Annotated in this window: 18 protein-coding genes; 3 read left to right on the top strand and 15 right to left on the bottom strand. The window is 51.2% G+C overall.

The annotated features are described in order from the left end of the window. Positions 1-69 precede the first annotated feature (69 nt). The 8 genes from ACI1P2_RS03555 to ACI1P2_RS03520 form a co-directional block, all read right to left on the bottom strand. Complete coding sequence (locus ACI1P2_RS03555; protein ID WP_355316930.1) at positions 70-1,182, bottom strand: ABC transporter substrate-binding protein; 1,113 nt, start codon at positions 1,180-1,182, stop codon at positions 70-72. A 935-nt stretch (positions 1,183-2,117) separates the two neighbouring features. After that, complete coding sequence (locus ACI1P2_RS03550; protein WP_355316854.1) at positions 2,118-3,329, bottom strand: ABC transporter permease; 1,212 nt, start codon at positions 3,327-3,329, stop codon at positions 2,118-2,120. Then, positions 3,326-4,048, bottom strand: a complete 723-nt coding sequence (locus ACI1P2_RS03545; RefSeq protein WP_355316928.1) for an ABC transporter ATP-binding protein — start codon at positions 4,046-4,048, stop codon at positions 3,326-3,328. Before ACI1P2_RS03545 ends, ACI1P2_RS03550 begins: the two co-directional genes overlap by 4 nt. Next, on the bottom strand, positions 4,048-5,664 hold the full coding sequence (locus ACI1P2_RS03540) for an efflux RND transporter periplasmic adaptor subunit (protein WP_355316853.1): 1,617 nt from the start codon (positions 5,662-5,664) through the stop codon (positions 4,048-4,050). Before ACI1P2_RS03540 ends, ACI1P2_RS03545 begins: the two co-directional genes overlap by 1 nt. A gap of 44 nt (positions 5,665-5,708) precedes the next feature. Further along, on the bottom strand, positions 5,709-6,887 hold the full coding sequence (locus ACI1P2_RS03535) for a TolC family protein (protein WP_355316851.1): 1,179 nt from the start codon (positions 6,885-6,887) through the stop codon (positions 5,709-5,711). 122 nt (positions 6,888-7,009) lie between these two features. Next, entirely contained in the window at positions 7,010-8,449 is a 1,440-nt protein-coding gene (locus tag ACI1P2_RS03530; RefSeq protein WP_355316849.1) for a sensor histidine kinase, read from the bottom strand. Continuing rightward, positions 8,433-9,116 carry a response regulator transcription factor gene (locus tag ACI1P2_RS03525; RefSeq protein WP_355316926.1) on the bottom strand — a complete coding sequence of 228 codons (684 nt, stop codon included), beginning with the start codon at positions 9,114-9,116 and terminating at the stop codon, positions 8,433-8,435. The genes ACI1P2_RS03530 and ACI1P2_RS03525 overlap by 17 nt, the downstream gene beginning before the upstream one ends. Before the next feature lie 331 nt (positions 9,117-9,447). Further along, on the bottom strand, positions 9,448-11,343 hold the full coding sequence (locus ACI1P2_RS03520; RefSeq protein ID WP_355316847.1) for a PrkA family serine protein kinase: 1,896 nt from the start codon (positions 11,341-11,343) through the stop codon (positions 9,448-9,450). A 404-nt stretch (positions 11,344-11,747) separates the two neighbouring features. Between ACI1P2_RS03520 and ACI1P2_RS03515 the strand changes: the two genes are divergently transcribed. Next, on the top strand, positions 11,748-12,539 hold the full coding sequence (locus ACI1P2_RS03515) for a DUF2161 family putative PD-(D/E)XK-type phosphodiesterase (protein ID WP_355316845.1): 792 nt from the start codon (positions 11,748-11,750) through the stop codon (positions 12,537-12,539). A 24-nt stretch (positions 12,540-12,563) separates the two neighbouring features. Here the strand turns inward: ACI1P2_RS03515 and ACI1P2_RS03510 are convergent, their stop codons facing one another. Together ACI1P2_RS03510 and ACI1P2_RS03505 are read right to left on the bottom strand one after the other, a co-directional pair. Then, positions 12,564-13,778 (bottom strand): aminotransferase-like domain-containing protein, encoded by a 1,215-nt coding sequence (locus ACI1P2_RS03510; protein ID WP_355316843.1) that lies wholly within the window; start codon positions 13,776-13,778, stop codon positions 12,564-12,566. A gap of 115 nt (positions 13,779-13,893) precedes the next feature. Continuing rightward, the gene (locus ACI1P2_RS03505; RefSeq protein ID WP_355316841.1) at positions 13,894-14,550 is read right to left on the bottom strand and encodes a response regulator transcription factor; all 657 of its coding nucleotides are present in this window, start codon (positions 14,548-14,550) and stop codon (positions 13,894-13,896) included. A gap of 338 nt (positions 14,551-14,888) precedes the next feature. Between ACI1P2_RS03505 and ACI1P2_RS03500 the strand changes: the two genes are divergently transcribed. Both ACI1P2_RS03500 and ACI1P2_RS03495 read left to right on the top strand, forming a co-directional pair. Next, the gene (locus tag ACI1P2_RS03500) at positions 14,889-15,299 is read left to right on the top strand and encodes a hypothetical protein (RefSeq protein WP_408976122.1); all 411 of its coding nucleotides are present in this window, start codon (positions 14,889-14,891) and stop codon (positions 15,297-15,299) included. After that, positions 15,296-16,366 (top strand): phosphodiester glycosidase family protein, encoded by a 1,071-nt coding sequence (locus ACI1P2_RS03495; protein ID WP_355316839.1) that lies wholly within the window; start codon positions 15,296-15,298, stop codon positions 16,364-16,366. The genes ACI1P2_RS03500 and ACI1P2_RS03495 overlap by 4 nt, the downstream gene beginning before the upstream one ends. 92 nt (positions 16,367-16,458) lie before the next feature. Here ACI1P2_RS03495 and ACI1P2_RS03490 read toward each other — a convergent pair whose 3' ends face one another. The 5 genes from ACI1P2_RS03490 to aroF all read right to left on the bottom strand — a co-directional run bounded on the left by ACI1P2_RS03490 (position 16,459) and on the right by aroF (position 21,589). After that, positions 16,459-16,713, bottom strand: a complete 255-nt coding sequence (locus ACI1P2_RS03490) for an AbrB/MazE/SpoVT family DNA-binding domain-containing protein (RefSeq protein WP_355316838.1) — start codon at positions 16,711-16,713, stop codon at positions 16,459-16,461. Positions 16,714-16,948: 235 nt separating this feature from the next. Next, positions 16,949-17,413, bottom strand: coding sequence for a tRNA (uridine(34)/cytosine(34)/5-carboxymethylaminomethyluridine(34)-2'-O)-methyltransferase TrmL (trmL, locus tag ACI1P2_RS03485; protein ID WP_355316837.1), 465 nt, complete (start codon positions 17,411-17,413; stop codon positions 16,949-16,951). Positions 17,414-17,512: 99 nt separating this feature from the next. Continuing rightward, a complete protein-coding gene (gene serC / locus ACI1P2_RS03480) occupies positions 17,513-18,601 on the bottom strand; it encodes a 3-phosphoserine/phosphohydroxythreonine transaminase (protein ID WP_355316835.1) in 1,089 nt (362 codons plus the stop codon). Between the two features lie 250 nt (positions 18,602-18,851). Further along, the gene (gene glnA / locus ACI1P2_RS03475) at positions 18,852-20,276 is read right to left on the bottom strand and encodes a type I glutamate--ammonia ligase (protein ID WP_355316833.1); all 1,425 of its coding nucleotides are present in this window, start codon (positions 20,274-20,276) and stop codon (positions 18,852-18,854) included. 248 nt (positions 20,277-20,524) lie between these two features. Further along, complete coding sequence (gene aroF / locus ACI1P2_RS03470) at positions 20,525-21,589, bottom strand: 3-deoxy-7-phosphoheptulonate synthase (protein ID WP_355316831.1); 1,065 nt, start codon at positions 21,587-21,589, stop codon at positions 20,525-20,527. Between the last annotated feature and the right edge of the window lie 100 nt (positions 21,590-21,689).

Here is a 21,689-nt window from a genome sequence, read left to right as displayed (position 1 = left end):
TGAAAATAAGCGGAACGCCTTCTAAGGTATTAAGAAGACGTTCCTAAAAAATGACGGCTTGTCCCCGGATCAGTTCATGTGTACCAGTACACGCTCCTGCCACAGCTGAGGAAGCGTCTTCGCGGTCTCTTCCCATACTTTGTAGTCATTTACTGGCTTAACATTTTTGTATTCATCGACAGGCAGCAGCTTGGCAGCCACATCTTCAGGCAGTTGAACATTGTCGCGGATCGGTCTGGCATAACCTTTCGCCAAATTGATCTGCCCTTCATCGCTCAGAATATATTCGCGGGCCAGCTTGGCCGCATTCGGATGCGGAGCCCATTTATTGATGATGGTCGCATAACCGCTCATTACGCTGCCTTCCTCAGGGATTACAACGTCAAATTGATCCTTGTTAATCGCGTCCCGGTCGTTCAGGTTGTTAAAGTCCCAGGCAATCATCACTTCCACTTCGCCTTTTTCGATATTGGCGCGGGAGCCCTCAGCGTTGGACAGGCGTCCCTGCTTGGCAAGCTCTTCAAAATAGGCGATACCCGGTTCAATATTCGACTCATCGCCGCCGTAAGCAATCGCTGCCGCCAATACGGTCATTTGCGCCTGAGCCGCTTTCGTTACGTCGCCAACAATGATTTTATAATTACCGTTTTTCATATCCTCCCAGCTTTGCGGAGGGTTTTGCACCTTGTTTTTATTAGTCAGAAAAGAAATCGATCCTGTGTAGCCAATGATCCAATGACCATCCTTATCCTTGGCCCAGTCAGGAATCTCGTCCCAGTAAGATGTTTTGTACGGCTGAGTGACTCCCTGTTCAACGGCTACCGGAGCAAATGCGCTGCCCACATCACCGATATCCGCGGTTGGCTTGTCCTTCTCAGCTTCGAATTTGGCAATTTCCTCGGCACTGGACATATCCGTATCTGTGTGAGAAATTCCATATTTTGTATTCAGTTGATCCCAGGTATCCTTCCAGTTCGCCCAGGTATCCGGCATGCCGACGCTGACGACCGTGCCTTCTTTTTTCGCGTTCGCCTCAATCTCCTCAAGAGTAAGCTGCTCCGTCTCCGCAGCCACTTCAGCACCGGACGACTGATCTTGCGCCCCGCCACAAGCGGCAAGCAGCATCACACATAAACAGAGCATCATGCCAACAGACAAATACTTCCTGAATGAATGTTTCATCATTTCTCTCCCTCCAATTTTTGTTGTTTGTTGTGGATTATTATCTGATTGTTGTGGCTTTCACGTTTCAACTATAATTCTCTATTATTTACGCAGCATTATGTGAACTGAATTGTTATGTAAAAATACGAGAATCATTCTGCCGACTGGAGCATTTCTTTCACATGTTATGAGGCGCTCCGAGAACGAAGCATTCCTACAATCGCTGTTGACCCTCCGGGCCAAAGGCGAACGCTCCGCTTTTCCGGAATTGCTTCGTCCTCTCCGCTGCTCCGTGCATCCCCATACTAAAAAACAACAAAGAGAAATCGCTAATCTTCTGCGATTTCTCCTTCGACGGCACAAAAATAGGTCGAGAACAGAGTATGTTTTCCTCTGATCTCGACCTCTATCTTCTGATGCCCATGCCTGCACTTCTGTCAATTTAGGAAACATAACATGAAGGAGCTTTTTCAACCTCTTCCGATGGTTTGCGCACAACTCAATACACACATTATCGTAGGTTAGCTTTACGGATCTTGCTTCCTGTCATAAAGCAGGCCGCCAGCCAATTCTCGTAATCACTACATGCGTACTGAGAGTCGCGGTCAGGTTGATGAACTAAGTCCGCAGCTCTCTCGGTACTGACTCTGGCACGTCCTGCAGACAGCACAAAAGGCCGGGAACAGGGGAAAAAACTTGATCCTGTTCTCGACCTTTTTACCAAAAAGAAATCGGAAGGAATTGGCGATTTCTTTTTGTTTTTTAGATAGCTGGATGCTCGAAGCAGCGGAAAGGACGAAGCAATTCCGGAAAAGCGGCAGCGTTCGCCTTTGGCCCCGAATTTCTACCTCATCAAGAATAATTCATTGAAATTTGGGGCCAACAGCGATTGTAGGAATGCTTCGTTCTTGGAGCGCCTCAGAACAACAAAAGCTGCAAAAATGAGAGCAAGATTATTCATACCGCAACGCATCAATCGGCTTCAGCTGTGCCGCTTTTCGTGCCGGATACACCCCGAAAATAATGCCGACCGCCATGGAGGAAAGAAAGGAATAAAGCGTCGGCTCAAGTGTCAGCTCGATGGATAGATTCGCCACCTTCTCAAGCAGCTTGGCCGTACCAAGACCAAACAACACTCCTGCTACCCCGCCCATAAGACTCAGAATAACCGCCTCAATCAGGAATTGGCGCATGATGTCTCCGCGCTTCGCTCCAATTGCTTTGCGTATGCCGATTTCTCTGGTCCGTTCCGTAACGGATACGAGCATAATGTTCATGATTCCGATCCCGCCGACGACGAGTGAGATGGCGGCAATACCTGAAAGCAAAGTTGTCATGACGCTGCTTATGCTCTCAGCCGTCTCCAGAATTTGCGATTGGTTGGTTATCTGGAAATCATCCTCTTCACTGGACATCAGCCCGTGTGAGGTCCGCAGTGCTGTGGTAATCTCATTTTGCGCCTGGGTCATTGCTTCGGCCGATTCGGCGGAAGCATAGATGGTCCGGATCGTGGTAATGCCCAATCTGGCCTGCGCCGTGGTTACGGGAACGATGATCCGGTCGTCGTTGTTGGTCATCCCAGAGCTTCCCTGCGATTTCAGTACACCAATCACGGAAAATGGAACCTGATTAATTTCGATTCTTTCGCCGATCGGGTTCGGATTCGAAGGGAACAGGTTAGTCACCACCTCACTGCCAATGACGGCGACATTTTCATGATTGTTATATTCGTAGTTGTTAAAGAACCGTCCAGATTGCACGGAGGTGCTGCGCACTTCAAGGAAAGACATGCCTGTACCTTCCACGCTTGTATTATAGTTCTCTGATCCGGCGACGATCTGCAAGTTGGAGGAAGCGCTCGGTACAGCGCCAGCCACACTATCCTCCTCTGAAATGGCGTCCACATCCTTCTGCTTCAGGGTATTTGAAGAACCAAAGCCCATATTGATCCCTCCCGAGCTGGACTGGCCCGGGGATATGATGAGCAGATTGCTGCCGAGCCCGCTGATCGAGGAAGTCACACTCGAAGATGAGCCTTTGCCGATCGCAACCATGGCGATCACCGCAGCGACCCCGATAATGATGCCCAGCATTGTCAGAAATGAGCGCAGCTTGTTGGACTGTATGCTGCGGATGGATACGCGGATAATTTCCAGGAAGCTCATCGCACCGACTCCTCCTGTCCGGCAATGACCCGGTTTTCCACCTGTGCGTCCGAAACAACCTGACCATCGCGGAAGTGAATGTTGCGCTTGGCATAAGCCGCAATTTCCGGTTCATGGGTGACAATGATAACCGTCTTGCCCATATCGTTCATCCTCTGGAAAATGCCCATGATACCCGCAGTCGTCTTCGTATCCAGCGCCCCGGTCGGTTCGTCCGCCAGAATGATGACCGGATCATTAACGATGGCCCGTGCAATAGAGACACGCTGCTGCTGACCGCCGGACAGCTCATTAGGCTTGTTGTACAGCCTTTCACCAAGACCAACGCTGTTCAATGCCTCAATGGCCCGCTTGCGCCGTTCCCGTGCGGGGATGCCCCCATACATCATGGGAAGCTCCACATTGGAGATTGCTGTCGTGCGTGGCAGCAGATTAAAGCTTTGGAATACAAAGCCGATCTTCTGGTTGCGGATAATAGCAAGTTCATCGTCATGGGCATCCAGAATGGAATAACCGTCGAGAAAAAAATGGCCTGATGTCGGCTTATCCAGACATCCGATCATGTTCATCATCGTGGATTTCCCTGAGCCGGAGGGGCCCATAATGGTGACGAAATCCCCCTCTTCGATGGTCAGGTTTACCCCTCGCAGCGCATGAATTTCCTGATCCGCTATCGTATATATTTTTCTAAGGTCTTCGATTTGAATGACTGGTTTCATCATGGTCGGCCTCCCGATCTGCCGCTTGAGAATCCACCACCACCGCCAGGGAATCCACCGCCCGCGCCGCCTCCCATGAAGCCGCGCTGCTGCTGACTATTGCTGGAAGTGGACGAAATGTTGGTCTGAGCCGGTATGGTGATTGTATCGTTCTCGCTCAGGCCCGAATTGATTTCAACCTTGTCGGCCGTATAATACCCAACCTTTACAGGCGTAAACTGAATGCCTCCGCCGCCTCTTTGAGCCGACTGACGGCCGCTGGAAGCTCCGGTTTGCTTCTCGGATGCGCCTTCTTCTTCATTTGCGCCGGATGTGGAATTGGACTGTCCGCCAGTGACTAGCATAACCCCGTCCTGTTCTCCACGGGAGATCAGAGCCGTTGCAGGAATGTAGAGCACATTTTCATGTGTGCCCTGATTGATGGTTACATCCATGGTCATGCCGGTTTTCAGCCTGCCGTCCTTGTTCGTAATCGATAAATTCACCTCATAGGTCGTTACCCCCGAATCTGTCGTTGCTTCCGGCGAAATGGAGGTTACCTTGCCCGCAAAGGTTTCATCCGGATACGTATCCGTTACGAATGTCGCAGTCTGTCCGACCTCAATGGAGCCAATGTCGCTTTCACTCACAGCCGCGCTGACATTGAGCGTGGTTGCATTGGAGTTGTTCATTACAATAAACGGTGATTCGGGAGCCGTGCCGACATCGCCGTTGACCTGCAAAATCACGCCATCCCACGGTGCTGTCAGCACCAGCTTCTCGAGGTCGCTTTTACTTTGTGCAAGCTTCGTCTCGGCTTGCTGAACAGAAGATTTGGCCTGCACAAGTGACGTCTCCTTAGGCGGAGACATCAGCTCCTCCATTTGGGCCACCGTCGAGTTATAAGATATCTGGGCTTCCTTTATCGCCTGCTCATCGGACTTTACCGCATTGTTGTACTGCAGCTGCGTGCTGTCATATTCATCCTGCGCACTGTCTACCGCATCCTGGGCTGTTTTAAGCTCGGAGGCCGAGATGGCGTCCGCATTATACAAATACTGCTGATCCTCCAGCTCCTGCTGGGCGGACGCCAGCGCCTTCTTGGCCTTATCCAGGCTCATCTTGGCGGATTGCACATCTGTGGAATTTTTCGCCGAATCAAGCGCCAGCTCCGCCTTGTCCACACTGGCCTGCTGCTGGTCGATTTCCGCGGCCGTCGCCGTTTCCTGTGCTTCTGTCAGATTCGCCTTGGCGACTTTGAGGTTGGCTTCGGCTTCACGCACCGCCTGCTCGGCATCGGTGCCGTCCAGCCGGGCAAGCACCTGTCCGGCTTTGACTACGTCGCCGACTTTAACATTGACCGCCGTCAGCTTGCTATCATCCGAAGAAGTGAAGTTCAGATTGATCTCCTTGGAGGCCTCCACCGTACCGGTAACCTCCAGAGTCTTGCTTACGTCCCCGCGCTGTACCTGAACGGTCTGGTTCACAGGGGTCATGGCCGGCTGTTCATTCATTTTCAAATAGCCGTATACTCCTGCCGCAGCAGCGATCACCACAATTCCCGAAATGATAAGCGTTTTTTTTCTGCGTCTTCTTCTTAACCCGCTTAGCGGGTCCGCCACTGCCGATTCTGCCATCCGACTTTCCCTCCATTATTTAAAAACGGCTTGTTTTTATTCCGTTATGAAATCCAAGGCTGATCCAATACCCGCTGTGCCTCGTCGATTTGCAATACCATATCTTCCAGCTTCCGCTGTGCCTGGTTTACACTCTGCTCCGCCTTTTTAACCTCCAGCTTGGTGATCAGGCCGCGCGCGTATTTTTTCTCGGCCAGCTTCAGCGCGTCCTGTGCTGTCGCCAGGGTAGTCTGCTGCTGCTCATACTGATCATGCAAATTTTGCAGATTGTAATAAGTGCTGCTGATGGATTCCGCGAGCTCCTTTTTGCTTTGTGTCAGCGCCTGATTAGCTTCATCCACACTCATCTCGGTCAATTCCAAATCTCCATCACTGTTATAGGAGAAAAACTTAAGATCCAGTTTAGAGGACTCCACATTCTGCTCCTTCTCCCATATGGTCGGATCCTCACTAATTATTTTTTGTGTGTATGCCTCTAGCTCGAGCTTCTGCAGAGGCGTGTACATAGGGTGGTCTTTCAGGTTATAAACCGTATCCTTCCCAGCACCAATGGCATGATTCAGGGACTCGCGTTCCTGTGCCAGTGCCGATTGCGCTGTTGCCAGCGCTTGCTCCGCCTCAACACGGGTCTGAATCGCAGACTTGTGGTCAGAGACTGAGATTTTGCCTTTCTCTGCCTTGGCAGCCGCCGCCTGCTCTTCCGAAAGGGCAATTTCAAGCGACTCCTCCGCTTCTTCCACGCTGCTTTCCGCCGACAGCACCTTGTAATAAGTCTGCACCGTGCTGTATGCGATCTGCTGCTTTACCGTATTGATGTTTTTGGATGCCGCGATATACGACATATTGGACTGGGTATAGCTTTTCCATGCCGAAACAGCCTCGGAGTTGCCGGATCCGTCTGCAGGAATATACTCCAGTTTGTCGGCTGCATTTTCGAGGGAAATGCCGTTGCGTTTATATGTATTTAACGCTTGCTGCAAGCTGTAGCTGTTTTCAATCCCGAGCTCAATCGCCTCCTCAAGCGTCAAGATCGAACCGCCCGTGTAGGTCGCCTCTGCCGCCGACACGGCTGAAGACGCATCGGCAACAGAGGCCGAGGTGGCCGAGGTGACTGAAGCCAGAGCTTCACTCGAATCGCCTGCCACAGCCGTCTCCGCATGGGCAGGAAGGGTATAAGCCGACAAAGTGCACAGCAGCACTGCTGCGGCTGCCTGCTTTTTCATAACCTCATCATCTCCTTTGTACTGCTCTTTCCCTAGCCATTTTAGAAATGGAATGTGTCAAACAGATGTCCAACTTAACAAAAAAGGATGCCACAACCTGTTCGGTTGAGACATCCTGCCTGTTACTCTTCTATTTTATTGGTGTCGTTCAGGGATACTCGAAAAACGGTCATCCCGCTGCCGCTTTGCTGCAGCACCAGATCGCCGCCGAGAGAACGGGCCATCATGCGGCTGAACGGCAGACCAATGCCCAGCCCCCGCACGAGATGCTTCTTGTCTTCCCCACGATAAAATCTTTCAAAAATAAGCGCCTGTTCTGTCGGCGGAATACCGGCTCCCCAGTCTGTAACATCTATTTGCGCCTTCCCGCTTTCTTCAGACAGGGCAACTTCAATTCTTGCGGGCTTCCGGACGGATGCCTGCTTGGCATTGTTCAGCAGGTTGTACAAAATTTGCTGGACCCGCAAAGGATCCGTCTCGAGCAGTATGTCCTTGGAAGGCAAGCGCAGTTGAACGTCCACCTCGCCAGCATCCTGGATCATCTGCCATTGCCGGACGAGCTCGCTCAGCAGCTCATTCATGTGGGTCTGTTCCTTGTGAACCTTAACGTCTCCTGTGGCAAATGAGTTGAAATCGAGCAGGTCCTCCACCATACTTTGCAGCCTGTTTGTTTCTTTACGGCAGATGGCCAGAAACTCCTTGGCTTCGTCGCCTGTAACAATGTCCTCCTGTACAGCCTGAATCAATCCGCTGATGGAAGTGACGGGCGTTTTCAGCTCATGGGTGACACCTGCCAGCAGCTCTGTTCTCATATGTTCCAGATGCTTTAAGCGGTCCGCCATTTCTTCAAACGAGATCATCAGCTCGTAAAATTCGCGTTCCCTGACGTCTTTTTGCAAATTTACGTCATAATTGCCCGCGACGATTTGTTCGGCCGCTTCGGCCAGCACGCCGATCGGATGGGACAGCTTGCGGGTCAGCAGATAAATGACAACCCAACCCAGCAGCCCCAGACTGAGCAGCAGGATGGCCAGCATCCGCAGCTGCCACGGATCGCCGACCAAAACTTTTTCCGGCTGCAGGACGATCACCCAGCCCAGAGTACTGCCGTTATACTGGATCTCTTTTTGCACAGCATAAAATTTCATTCCCTGCCGGGGACCGGCGGCGATTATCTCCACCCTGTTGCTGGTTCCGGTAATACTCTCCACCTTCTCCAGCAATTCGTGAGGCAGCTCGGGAAAGCTGCCGGACAGGATCTGCTTGTCCTTATCCAGAATGAGAAATCTCGGGGCCTCGTTAAACGGAATCATTCTTCTCCTCCGCTCCACGTCCCTGAATAGATCCGGTCCAAGCTGCAGCTTTCCGTTATCTCCGACAATCCGGTCCGCCGTCTCGGCAGCCAGCAGCTCCATAAAATCAACCTGTTTTTGTTTCTCGTAATAACGTATAACGCCAAAAGATAAAATACCGATAGAGAGGAGACCAATACATAAAGTCAGCAGATAACGAGTGGTCCAGTAACGAAGCAGCGAAGTTCTCTCTTTACGACTCCTGAACACAGAACTGATACCCCAATCCCCGTAATGTGCGGATTTCGCCCTCTTCCGCGGGCCACCCCTCCAGCGTTTTCCGAATCCGCTTCACCGCCAAATCCACGGCCCGGTCGCTTCCCTCATAGTCCATGCTCCATACCTGGTCCAGCAGATGGTTGCGGGTGAAGGTCTGATTCGGATGCTTGGCCAGAAATAACAGCAGCGCCAGATCTCTTGGTGTAAAATGCAGTTCTTCGTCCCCCAGATGCACCGAATGTGCCATAAAGCTCACCCTTAAGCTCCCAAAGCTTCGCTGGCCCTGATTTTGTACGCCACTGCTGCGTCTCAGCACGGTCCGGACTCTCGCAACGACCTCTTCACCGACAAAAGGCTTCGTTATATAATCGTCCGCCCCAAGATCCAAGCCCTTCAGCTTGTGATTCGTCTGTCCCAGCGCCGTAAGCATGATGACCGGGCATTGGCTGTGCCTGCGGATTTCCTCAAGCAAAGCCCACCCGTCATGATCCGGAAGCATGACATCCAGCAATATTAGGTCCGGTTTGAGCATTTGCGCCTTATTTAACGCTTCTCTGCCTGTAAATGCCTGCTCGGCACGATAGCCCGCCTTTTCAAGATATGCCTTTAAAACCCGTGAAATGGATAGCTCGTCCTCCACCACCAAAATGACTTCCATCGGTTCAATCACTCCAAGCTCTGCCTGCCTCATTTTCGAACATTATACTCCATGACGCTTGAAGGCTTCAAAGCTTATTGGGCATGTCAGGTTATCGCACCTGATTCGGGCTGTTCTACATCACTTCAAGCTTCTAAAAAGAGCGAGTATTGGTGGTCGGATTTCCACCAATACTCGCTCTTTTTTCCATACATGCCGTTAAGTAGGGGAATGCACGGAGCAGCTTAGAGAACGAAGCAATTCCGGAAAAGCGGCAGCGCTCGCCTTTGGCCCGGAGGGTCAACAGCGATGGGAGGAATGCTTCGTTCTCGGAGCGTCTCACAGTGCTCGTTCACCGGTTAAGCAAGCTTCCCACATAACGCAAAAGATCGTTGGCGCTGGTTGCTGTATAGCCATGCTCCTCCACGAGTCTGTTGATGACTTCATTCATGCGCTTTAACTGGTCTGCATCAGGCGTCTTGGTAGAGGTTGTGATCTTCACAATATCTTTCAAATCCGCAAACAGCTTTTTCTCAATCGCTTCGCGCAGCCTGTCATGATTATGATACTCGAATTTTTTCCCTTTCCGCGAATACGCCGAGATCCGGATCAGAATTTCCTCACGGAACGCTTTTTTGGCGTTTTCAGATACACCGATCTGCTCCTCAATGGAGCGCATTAAGCGCTCATCCGGGTCCATCTCCTCATCCGTGAGCGGATCACGGATTTTCGTCCAGTTGCAGAAGGCCTCGATATTATCCAGATAGTTCTCAAACAAGGTTCTAGCCGATTCCTCGAAAGAATAAACAAAGGCCTTCTGCACTTCTTTTTTGGCCAGCTCATCGTATTCCTTGCGCGCAATGGAGATGAAGTTCAGGTAACGCTCTCTCTCCTCCTTCGTAATGGAGGCGTGCTGATCCAGCCCATCCTTAATGGCCCGCAAAATATCGAGCGCATTGATGCATTCCAGATCCTGCTTGATCAGGGCGCTGGATATCCGGTTAATGACATAGCGCGGATCGACACCGGACATGCCCTCCTCCAGAAATTCGTTCTGCATCTCCTTCAGGTCGGCATCCTTGTAGCCCTCGACTTCCTGGCCGTCATACATACGCATTTTTTTGACCAGATCCATGCCCTGCTTTTTGCTCTCTTTAAGGCGTGTCAATATGGAAAAGATCGCAGCCGCTCTGAGCGCATGCGGTGCGATGTGCACATGCTTCATATCGCTTTGCTGAATGAGCTTATGGTAAATTTTTTCCTCCTCCGAGACCTTCAGATTGTACGGAACAGGCATGACGATCATCCGGGACTGCAGGGCCTCATTTTTCTTGTTTGCGATGAATGATTTATACTCCGCCTCATTCGTGTGCGCAATGATGAGCTCATCGGCGCTGATCAGCGCGAACCGTCCTGCCTTGAAGTTGCCCTCCTGCGTCAGGGACAGCAGGTTCCACAGAAATTTCTCGTCACATTTAAGCATCTCCTGGAACTCCATCAGTCCTCGGTTCGCTTTATTCAATTCCCCGTCAAAACGATAGGCGCGCGGGTCGGATTCCGAGCCGTACTCTGTAATGGTGGAAAAGTCGATGCTGCCCGTAAGATCCGCAATGTCCTGGGATTTCGGATCTGAAGGGCTGAACGTTCCGATGCCTACGCGGCTGTCCTCGGAAATAAGCACTCTGCTGACCTTTACGTTTTCAATGTTGCCGTCATACTCAGTCCGCAGCCTCATTTGGCAGGAGGGGCACAGATTTCCCTCGATACGGACTCCTAATTCTTTCTCCACTTCGGGGCGCAGCTCATTCGGAATCAGATGCAGCGGCTCTTCATGCATAGGGCAGCCGTCTATGGCGTAGACAGCTCCTTTATCGGTACGGGAAAACTGTTCAAGCCCGCGTTTCAGCAGTGTAACAAGTGTTGATTTGCCGCCGCTGACCGGTCCCATGAGCAGCAAAATACGCTTGCGCACATCCAGCCGCTTGGCCGCGGAATGAAAATATTCCTCCACCAGCTTTTCGACGGCTCTGTCCAGCCCGAACAGCTCCTGTTCAAAAAACTTGTATCGCTTGTAAGGCCCGGAACTATCCACCCCATAGGATTTGATCATTTCATATACCCGGGCATGGGCGGTCATCGCAGGGGTGGGGTCCTTGCTGAGAATTTCGATATAATCCCGAAAAGTACCGGTCCAGGCGAGCCGTTCGCTCTCCGCCTGATATTGCGCAACTCGCTCAAAAATCTTCATGTCGTACCTCCCGTGGGTTCCTTAATCATGTTCCCGACAACCGAACTGTAACAGTTCGACCTGTTTTTAAGGCAAAAGTGTAATACATACGTATGCACCCGGACAGGAATGTTGACCTTTTTTTTGCTGGGCACAACCGAATATAAAACGGCTGCGATAGGAACATAGGCTCCTGTGCTATAATGGACCATTAGTAGAGGTTGTTCAAAAAGTCATCTTTTGATCACGAAGTAAGTCAGGAAGCGGACTCGACATCGAATCTTGAATTCAGCCGGGCCTTCCGGTGCTCACGTACCCCAAGTACGCTCCGCTCCTCAGTCCCTGGCTTCATCCAATCTTCTCGGTGCTGAAAACCTGACTTTTTGATCACGCATTAGTAGACAGTATCAAAGGAGCGGACAGAAATGGCAGTCAGGCTGGAAACGGAATTGTATGCGCCGGTTAAAGCTTTTTTTGAAGCCAGGGGATATGAAATCAAGGGCGAGGTAAGAAACTGCGATCTGGTAGGAGTAAAGGAAGGCCAGCAGGAGCCGCTGATCGTAGAGATGAAAAAAACGTTTAACCTTGCCCTGCTGCTGCAGGGAATTCAGCGATTGAAGCTGAGCAGCGAAGTATATGTTGCCGTGGAGCGGAACCGCAGCAAAAAAGGGGCGGTGAACCAGCGCTGGAATGAGCTTGTAGATTTGTGCCGCAGGCTCGGCATCGGGCTGATTACGGTAACGCACTATAAAACAAAACCCCCGTTGGTGGAGGTGCTGTGTGTCCCCAATACAGCTGTTGTGAAGCCCGCCCCCAGAATCGGTTCCCGCCGGGATCGATTGCTGCGGGAGTTCAACGCGCGCAGCGGGGACTATAATGTGGGCGGCAGCAGCCGGCAGAAGCTGGTCACCGCTTACCGTGAAAAGGCGCTGCGTGTCGCGGCCGCGCTGGCTGCGCTGGGGGAAGCCTCTCCAGCGCAGCTTGCCCGGGCCTCCGCCGTCAGCAGCGCCGCGTCGATTTTGCAGCAGAATTATTATGGCTGGTTCCAGCGCATCGTGCGCGGGAGATATGCATTGACGCCTTTCGGGGAAGCGGCGCTTACCGAGTACACCACTGTCCTCAAGGAGCATGCTGCGGCGGCGGACTGGCAGACCGCTGACCGGATCGCGGAACCCGCTGCGGAGATGTCCGGAGAACCCCCGGATCAAACGGATTAATTAAGCGGTCATCCGCCTACCCGGTTAACTGCGTGCAGTGAACTCCGCAATTGTCTCCCCGATCAGATTCATGCCCAGGAAGAGCTCATCGCGCCCGGGATGGCTGAAATTCAGGCGGATATACGACGCCCCCTCTTTGCCGGCTGTACATAACCCCCCCGGCATAAAAGCCACTCCCTTCGGCAGCGCCGCTTTCAGCAGCATGGCGCTGTCCAGCCCTTCGGGCAGCCGGGCCCACACATACATGCCTCCCTCCGGCACACGCCAGGTCACCTCTTTCCATAGCGGCCGCTTGAGCAGCTCCAGCATCAGCTTCAGCCTGGTCGCATACTCCTTGTTCAGCAAGGCAAGATGATCGTGCCAGCTAAAGGGAGGACCTGTAAGCAGACGATGCAGCAGCCTTTGATTCATCGTGCTGGACTGCGTGTCAGCCAGCTGCTTCAGCGCCGTCATTCCTTCAATGACAGGAGCCGCTCCCGCGGCCCAGCCTGTTCTTAACGCAGGCGCTATCGTTTTGCTGAATGAGCCGATATAGAGTACCTGCCCCCCTCGTCCTCCATCGTCCAACGCAAATAAAGAGGGGGGGGGCGCTTCCCCTCTCTTAAGATTCAAATCCAGTTCTCCATAGGAATCGTCCTCCACAAAGAGCACGCTGTAACGCCGGCACAGCTCAAGCACATCCTGTCGGCGTCCCAAATCCCAGACGCCTCCTGTGGGATTGGAAAAGGTGGGTGCTGCAAACAGCAGCTTCGGACGATGAAGCTTCATCTGCTGCTCCAGCTCATGAACGAGCAGTCCGCTTCCATCGGAGACAGCCGGAATCACCCTGGCTCCCTGCATCGATAACACCTGCAGACAGCCGGGAGATGTAGGATTTTCCACCAGCACCGAATCACCTTCATCCACCATGAGCCGTGCCACTAAATCGATGGCCTGCTGGGTTCCCGTCGTCAACAGCACCTGCGAAGGATCTACACCAGCGTTCTTTCTATCTTCCCACTCGGCTGCAAGCCACTCCCGCAAGGGCCTGAAGCCCTCAGGCTCACCATATTGGAGCACGTCGGGCCCAGACGCCAGCACGTCCTGAGCGGCCTCCTCAAGCAGCTTGACGGGAAAAAGCTCCTGCGCAGGAAGCTCTTCCGCAAGAGATATGAACGAGTTCAAACGCGCATTCTCCCTGATCTGGCGCAGGGGAGACGATAAAAGTGATACCGTGCGTGATGCAAAGGAATAACGCATACAGAACCTCCTCGCCTTCATCCGTCGCTTCCCCCATCCGGACCCTACTCCCATGGACGAAGCCGGAAGGAACTGCTACAGCATATTCGGTTCATTCACCGAGTATACCCGGTGCTTAAGCGTATAACTGCTTGTTCTGACGCGCATAAAGCGCATAATGCTCAATCGCCTGCGCACGGCTGGATACGCCGAGCTTCGCGTAAATTTTGCGCAGATAATTGTCAATTGAGCGCCGGCTCACTTCAATTTCAAGCGCGATTTTGTCGTATGTAATCCCCTGAACAATCCGTTCCATAATAAATACTTCTGTTTCCGTAAGCTCGTCAAATGGCTCATGCGGCACTAGAGGCATATTAGGCCAGCTTCCGTTGCGTACCCAGTCGAGGGGCACGGACACAATTCCTTCCCTTAAACCGTTAATTAAATGAATAAGCTGACTCGTTGAGGCCTGCTTCGACAACATGCCGCTGGCTCCCAGGGAAGTTACCTGCTGAAACAGAGCCACGCTGTCTTCATCGGTCATTACTACGATATGGCTATTCAGAGAAATGTTCTTCATTTCTGTCAGAAACGGCTCGACCGTTCCCTCCGGCAATTTATAATCTATCAAAACCAGATCCGGCTGAATCGAGCGAACCAGCCCGAGCGCTTCCGTACCGGTGGAAGACATCCCTCTTACAAGCAGGTCCTGCTGATCCTCAAGAATCAGCTTGGTCCCCAGCATACTCGTCGGATGAATATCAACAAGCACAACCTGCCATACTTTCCTCATTTCCGAACCTCCCGTTATTTTCACAAAAAACGACATCCTTCCCCTTTAAATCTGCCTGCCGTGCGCTAGCTGTATTTTAGGTGAAGTTTTAAACAATAATTGTGTATTTTTCCACAAATAAACCAGTTTTTCTCACGCGTTGCAGGCTATTCTAGTAAATTTTGCGATAAGTTTTATCCCGGTTTCAGAACCTTTTTAAGGAAATAATAACGTAGTCCTTCCCCTGCTTGCAATTCATTTTTCGCATTTAAAAGTGGAAACTATTACACTTTTGCGTAAATTATAGGCCCATGATAGAATGGGTTTGGAAAAATGAACAAACTGCGGGAGTGATTCAATTGCAACCTAATATCGAATCGGCTGTCGAACCGTCAGAGCGGCGCGCCACTCGAACGAAGGGTCCTTCCGTCAAAGCTTTTCTCATACTCTGGTTGCTCGTTATTGCCTTAGGCATTACTGCAACCTACCTGTACAGCAACCATCTGAAGCAGCAAGTGGTACTCCAGGTTCAAAGTCATACCGACAGCCAAATGGCGTCGTTAAAGGCCGATTATGAACAAAAGCTTGACGTGATGTCCAAAGAGATGGCCGAACTGCAGAGCAAGGTAGATTCGTTTAACGAGCTTCTTACCTTCACGAAGGACAACGCCAGCAGCAAAACGGATAACAGCAACAAGCTCTACACCCAGCTTAGCGAGGTGCAAAAGCAGCTCGACAAGCTGGAGAAGCAGATGGACTTGTTAAAATGAGTAATCTTGAAGTCAAACAGATCAACCGTTTCTTTATGATGGCTCTTGCCCCTTTTATCGGGCTGCTGCTGGGACTGCTGCTGTTCAACCGTCCCGTTCCCAACACTTCTCCGACTGCGGATTATGCACCGGAGCGCAGCTTGACTGCCGAGAGCAAATCGGTGCTGCAGAAGTTGGGTGAAGCGGAGCTGTTAGCTGAAAGCACCATATCCAAGATCCAAAAAACTGCCGCGCTGTACAAGCAAACGACCAGCGTGATGAGCGATATCGAGAAGACCGCCGCCGCCCAGTCTGCAAGACCCGCCATCATTTATAACCGCCGCATTACAGCCAAGCTGGGAGCGCCATTCCAAACCATGAACAGTGACCGGATCACCATTGAGCTGTACAAAGTAAATCCAGGCGTTTACCACGGGTATGCCATGAAGGTCAGGCTTAAGGATCCATCGGCTATGCAAATGTCTCTTGGCAGCGGACAACCCGGGTCTGCGGAGACCACGATGAGGGCCGTGCAGAGAACAGGCGCCGCAGCCGGTATCAATGCCGGCGGTTTCGCCGACAGCGGGGGCAGACGCTACCCCTTGAGCACGACGGTTCTGGATGGCAAATACATCAATGGCTTTCAAGCCAGCTACAAGGATCTGGCCTTTGTCGGACTGAATGAGAACGGGAAGCTGATCGGTGGCAAATTTTTCAGCAAAAGTGCATTGGACAAGCTCAAGCCCGTGTTTGGAGCCACATTTGTCCCCGTCCTTCTCCAAAATGGTCAGAAGGTTGCCATTCCGAGCAAGTGGCAGGTATCCCCCGCAAGGGCACCGCGTACCGTTATCGGCAATTACAAGGACGACCAGCTGCTTATTATCGTGGTTGAGGGCTACAACGAGAACGGAAGCTCCGGCGCTACACTGCAGGAACTGCAGAACAAAATGTACGCTCTCGGCATCCAGAACGCCTACAATCTTGACGGAGGCGGCTCCTCATCACTCGTAGTGGGCGGCCGGGTTATCAATAATCCGTCGGACGGAAATCTTCGGCCAGTACCCACCCATTTTCTGTTCTTCAAGTAACGGTTAATGGATATGTTTTGAATTCAAGCCTTAAAAATTTTATGAAAAGAGCATCACGTGTGGACCACATCGCGATGCTCTTTGTCATGGTGTCAGGCGTGTCTTGGCAGTTGGGTCATTTCAGACATGCACTGACCGCAGATGTAGCGCTCCTTAAACTCAGCCACATCCTCCATTGAACCGCAAAACACGCACTTCGGACGGTAACGTTCCAGAATGATATGGTCGCCCTGCACCAAAATTTCGACAGGATCCCCTTCATTCATCTGGTATCTTTTTCTCAACGATTTGGGTAAAACGATTCTCCCCAGCTGATCCACTTTTCGGACAACGCCAGCAGGTTTCATATGTTTGATACACCTCTCTGTTTCTGAAATACTATGTATATGGTTTCCACACAATTGTTACATTCGCCATTTTTGTGTCGAATCCTGCTGTACATAGCGGATTTTGTTATGTTCTTTCATAAGCTTATCAAAAGCATAATTACGAAAGAATTTATGTGTCCTACATATTTTATCGTCCGCAAAAGCCTGTATCATTAGACCTAAACAAAAATTATATTTTCAATCGTTTTTCATTTCATTTCAATCCCGGAAAATCCAGCTGCCTCAATGCTTCGTACACGATGATCGCTGCAGAATTGGACAGGTTAAGTGACCGTACATCGCCAGTCATAGGCATACGCATACATGTATTTTTATTGGCATTGATTAACTCTTCAGGTAGGCCTTTAGTCTCTTTCCCGAACACTAAAAAATCATGATCACGAAAGAAAAAATCGGAATATTTTTTGTCTGCTTTTGTAGTTGCATAGAAAAAACGGCTGTCAGGATACAACTGCTGAACCTCCGCAAATGAATCATGATAATGAATATTCACCGCATGCCAGTAATCCAATCCGGCACGTTTTAAGGTAGCGTCATCCGTTCTGAAGCCAAGCGGTCTGACCAGGTGCAAATGCGTGCCTGTCGCCGCACAGGTTCTCGCTATATTGCCCGTATTGGCCGGGATCTCCGGCTCTACCAGTACGATGTGTAATGGCATATAAATACACCTCCGTGTGCATGTAAAAAGGGGTCCCAAAAGGTCCGTTTGACCAGGGTTCCCCTTCGTATTATTCCCTCTTTTAAGCTGAACAGATCATTAACCGTGCTGCTTCTGGAAGGTGTCCATAAAATCAGCCAGCGCTTTGCAGCTCTCGTAAGGAACCGCATTGTAGATGGATGCTCTGAGTCCTCCCACGCTGCGGTGACCCTTCAGTCCGACAAAGCCCTCCTTCTCGGATTCCTTCACGAACAATTTCTCCAGCTCTTCGGAGGCCAGCCTGAACGTAACGTTCATCAAAGAGCGGTCCTTAGGCTCTGCACAGCCTCTGTAAAAGCCTCCGCTTTGATCTATATGATCATACAGGAGTGCTGCCTTGTCGCGGTTTATTTGCCCGATCGCATTCAGCCCGCCTTGCTCTTCAATCCAGCGCAGCACCTCATTCACCATATAAACGGAAAAGGACGGTGGGGTGTTGTAAAGGGAGTTATTCTTTAAAAATGTGCTGTAACGGAGCATTGTTGGGATATTCTCCGCCTGCTCAGCCAGCATCTCTTCCTTGGCAATGACGACCGTAACGCCCGATGGACCGAGATTCTTCTGAGCGCCGGCGTAAATCATATCGAATCTATCGATATCGACCGGACGGCAAAGAATATCACTCGACATATCGGCAATGAGCGGCACCCGGCCCGTTTCCGGGTATTTCTGATATTGCACGCCTTCAATGGTTTCGTTTGAAGTAACATGAAGGTATGCCGTATGTTCGGGAATCTCAAGGTTATCCAGATCCGGAATCTTCATATATTGATCTTCCTTGGAGGAAGCCGCAATATGCGTCTCACCAATCAGCTTGGCTTCTTTCAGAGCTTTATCGGCCCAGCTGCCTGTCATCACATAGCTGCCCACCGTCCCCTGCTTCAGGAAGTTCATTGGAATCATGGCGAACTGAGTGCTTGCTCCTCCCTGCAGGAAAAGCACTTTATATCCTTCCGGGTTGCCCAGCAGGCGAAGCAGTCGTTCCTGGGCTTCATTGTGTACCGATTCGTACACGGCCCCTCTGTGCGACATTTCCATAATGGACATTCCCGTTTCGCGGAAATCGACAAACTCGGCCTGGGCCCGCTCCAACACCTTCAAGGGCAGCGCAGCAGGACCTGCGTTAAAATTATAGGCTCTCTTGTTCAAACCTTCCCCCGTCCTTTCGTCTGCATAAGGCACTTAAACATCACATTCCGTGTAAACTTTCGGTTTTATGGACCTGTTTGCTGCGGTAAAGCAGTGCAAATATTAACGCCTATAATATCAGCATTCAACAGGCTGTTCAAGAGCAAGAAGTCACTTTTTTGTGAAACTGTTCACTATATTTTTTTGAGCTCTTGGCACCTCAACTAAAAAGGCCCCCCGATAAGCGGGGGACCAGCGTATAAGTGCAATTTTAGCAGTCGAAGTAAAGGCTGAATTCGTGCGGATGAACGCGAATCGCAACATCCTTGGCTTCGCTACGCTTGAACTGGATGTAGTTGTCGATAAAGTCTTTTGTGAATACTCCGCCTTCTGTAAGGAACTCGCAATCAGCTTCCAGAGCATCCAGAGCTTCATCCAGCGTTCCAGGAACACTGCGGATTTTCGCTTTTTCGGCATCGGACAGCTCATAGATATTTGTATCCAGAGGACCGTAGCCCAATTCAATCGGGTTCAGCTTGCGCTTGATACCGTCCAGACCAGCCATCAGCATGGCCGCGAATGCCAGGTAAGGGTTGGCTGTGGAGTCCGGTGTACGGAACTCGATACGACAGCCTTTAGGTGTTACCGCAGCAACCGGAATACGTACCGCGGCGGAACGGTTACCTTTGGAGAACACCAGGTTCACCGGTGCTTCATAACCAGGCACCAGGCGTTTGAAAGAGTTAGTGCTTGGATTGGTCAGAGCGATCAGTGCCGGAGCGTGGTACAGGATACCGCCGATGTAGTGCAATGCCATTTCGCTCAGGTTAGCGTATGCGCCCTTTTCATAGAACAAAGGACTGTCGCCGTTGAAAATGGATTGGTGAACGTGCATCCCGCTTCCGTTGTCTCCAAACAGCGGTTTTGGCATAAACGTTGCCACTTTGCCGTATTGGCGGGCAGTGTTGTGAACGATGTATTTGTAGACCAGCAGATTGTCCGCTGTTTTCTTCAATGTGTCAAAACGGAAATTGATTTCCGCCTGGCCAGCCGTTGCAACCTCATGGTGATGACGCTCGATCACGAGGCCGGCTTCTTCAAGCAGACGGCACATTTCACTGCGGATATCCTGCTGCGTATCAACCGGCGCAACGGGAACGTAACCGCCTTTAACGCCTATCTTGAAGCCAAGGTTGCCGCCTTCTTCTTTACGGTTTGTGTTCCATGCGGCTTCTTCGGAATCTACTACATAGGAAGAGGTGTTCATGCCGCTCTCATAACGCACGTCGTCGAAAATGAAGAACTCCGATTCAGGTGCGAAGAACGCAGCCGTTCCCACGCCGCTTTGCTGCAGGTATTCTTCAGCTTTAACCGCGATGCCGCGAGGGTCGCGATCGTATTTTTCGCCGTCAGGCGTAACGATATTACACATCACGTTTAATGTCGGATGTTGTGTGAATGGGTCTACGTAGCAAGCTTCCGTATCAGGCATCATAACCATGTCGGATTCTTCGATACCGCGGTAGCCGGGAATGGAAGATCCGTCGAAAGCCACACCATTTACAAAGGTCTCTTCATCTACTGCGGAAGCCGGAAGCGAAATATGATGCGTGCGACCGGAGAGGTCAACAAAACGGAAGTCCACCCACTCAATATTGTTTTCCTGGATCGTTTTTAAAACATTTTCAACGGACATGTCTTCTTCCTCCCAATTTTCCCGAACATTAAACGAATTCCACGCAAGCAATGTTCATGAACTAATTATTTTTTCTGTCGTCATTATAAAACTCAAATGTGACATGGGTCAAGAGCTATGTCAGGTATTTTTTAAAAGCATGTCAGCTATGCTCACGCTTTTGACACAGCTTCCGGATGCGAAAAACGCCCAAAATACACCGTATTCAGGCGTATTCGGGCGTATTTCACTTTTTCACAGCAACACTTTTATGCATTAACGCTGGAAGGAAATAACTCCAATGGTTTTTTGTCCGTTGAAAATGTTTTGCCTACGATAGGTGCAAGCTTCTCCAGATCCCGCAGCAGTCCCGCGAACTGGTCAGGGAACAACGACTGAACACCGTCTCCTGTCATGGAATTATCCGGATCGGTGTGCATTTCAACGATCAAACCGTCCGCCCCTGCCGCCACCGATGCCTTGGCCATCGGCTCGACCAGCTCCCTGCGGCCCGTGCCGTGGCTCGGGTCAGAGATGACTGGCAGATGGCTGAGCTGCTGCAGCACCGGAATAGCCGACAGATCCAAAGTGTTGCGGGTGTAGGTTTCAAAGGTTCGGATTCCGCGCTCGCACAGCATGACGTTCGGATTACCGCCGGCAAGAATATATTCGGCTGCATTCAGAAACTCATCGTAGGTGGCGCTGAAGCCGCGTTTGAGCAGCACCGGTTTGCCGCATGTGCCGAGCTTGCGCAGCAGGTCAAAATTCTGCATGTTGCGGGTACCGACCTGCAGAATATCGGCGTATTCCGCACAGATATCGACGTACTCCGGAGTCATAACCTCCGTAATGGTCAGCAGGCCGTGCTTCTCGCCTGCCTCAGCCATCATAATCAGTCCCTCTACACCGATGCCTTGGAAGCTGTAGGGACCGGTACGCGGCTTGAACGCTCCACCACGCAGCACCTGTCCTCCCGCCGCCTTGACCAGCCCGGCAATCTCATCAATCTGTTCCGCCGACTCCACGGCACACGGTCCGCCCATGACCACCAGATTGCCGCCGCCAATGTTTACGCCCTTGATGGAGATCACTGTATCGTCAGGATGGAAGTCACGGCTTGCCAGCTTGTAGGATTTCGAAATTTTTACGACATTTTCGACACCCTTCATCTGTCTCAGATGCTCAGCCAGCTTCGGCGCCACGCTGCCGATCAAGCCGATGACGGTCCGGTCAGCGCCACGGGACACATGAGTCTGCAATCCTTCCTTTTCAATCACTTCCACGATGTCCTGAATCTGCTCAGCCGGAGTATTCTTGCCTGCGATAACGATCATATGATCCCGTCCCTTCAAAGTTGGGTAATTTATATGTTTTTACACTTAAACGCTTGTTCGCTTTTAAGCTTTTATCCATTAAAGCAATCATATCAGATTT

The sequence above is a fragment of the Paenibacillus jiangxiensis genome, assembly GCF_046098255.1.
Taxonomy (GTDB): domain Bacteria; phylum Bacillota; class Bacilli; order Paenibacillales; family Paenibacillaceae; genus Paenibacillus; species Paenibacillus jiagnxiensis.
The sequence above is the reverse complement of the archived record's forward strand: the minus strand, read 5'-3'. Positions and strand labels throughout refer to the sequence as shown.

Bases quoted from the DNA above. Each gene is read 5' to 3' on its own strand.
- ACI1P2_RS03505 (WP_355316841.1), bottom strand. From the start codon at position 14,550: ATGAGGAAAGTATGGCAGGTTGTGCTTGTTGATATTCATCCGACGAGT.
- ACI1P2_RS03510 (WP_355316843.1), bottom strand. From the start codon at position 13,778: ATGCGTTATTCCTTTGCATCACGCACGGTATCACTTTTATCGTCTCCC.
- ACI1P2_RS03520 (WP_355316847.1), bottom strand. From the start codon at position 11,343: ATGAAGATTTTTGAGCGAGTTGCGCAATATCAGGCGGAGAGCGAACGG.
- ACI1P2_RS03555 (WP_355316930.1), bottom strand. From the start codon at position 1,182: ATGAAACATTCATTCAGGAAGTATTTGTCTGTTGGCATGATGCTCTGT.
- aroF (WP_355316831.1), bottom strand. From the start codon at position 21,589: ATGATCGTTATCGCAGGCAAGAATACTCCGGCTGAGCAGATTCAGGAC.
- ACI1P2_RS03540 (WP_355316853.1), bottom strand. From the start codon at position 5,664: ATGGCAGAATCGGCAGTGGCGGACCCGCTAAGCGGGTTAAGAAGAAGA.
- ACI1P2_RS03495 (WP_355316839.1), top strand. From the start codon at position 15,296: ATGAGTAATCTTGAAGTCAAACAGATCAACCGTTTCTTTATGATGGCT.
- ACI1P2_RS03490 (WP_355316838.1), bottom strand. From the start codon at position 16,713: ATGAAACCTGCTGGCGTTGTCCGAAAAGTGGATCAGCTGGGGAGAATC.
- ACI1P2_RS03525 (WP_355316926.1), bottom strand. From the start codon at position 9,116: ATGGAAGTCATTTTGGTGGTGGAGGACGAGCTATCCATTTCACGGGTT.
- glnA (WP_355316833.1), bottom strand. From the start codon at position 20,276: ATGTCCGTTGAAAATGTTTTAAAAACGATCCAGGAAAACAATATTGAG.
- ACI1P2_RS03515 (WP_355316845.1), top strand. From the start codon at position 11,748: ATGGCAGTCAGGCTGGAAACGGAATTGTATGCGCCGGTTAAAGCTTTT.
- ACI1P2_RS03535 (WP_355316851.1), bottom strand. From the start codon at position 6,887: ATGAAAAAGCAGGCAGCCGCAGCAGTGCTGCTGTGCACTTTGTCGGCT.
- ACI1P2_RS03550 (WP_355316854.1), bottom strand. From the start codon at position 3,329: ATGAGCTTCCTGGAAATTATCCGCGTATCCATCCGCAGCATACAGTCC.
- trmL (WP_355316837.1), bottom strand. From the start codon at position 17,413: ATGCCATTACACATCGTACTGGTAGAGCCGGAGATCCCGGCCAATACG.
- ACI1P2_RS03545 (WP_355316928.1), bottom strand. From the start codon at position 4,048: ATGAAACCAGTCATTCAAATCGAAGACCTTAGAAAAATATATACGATA.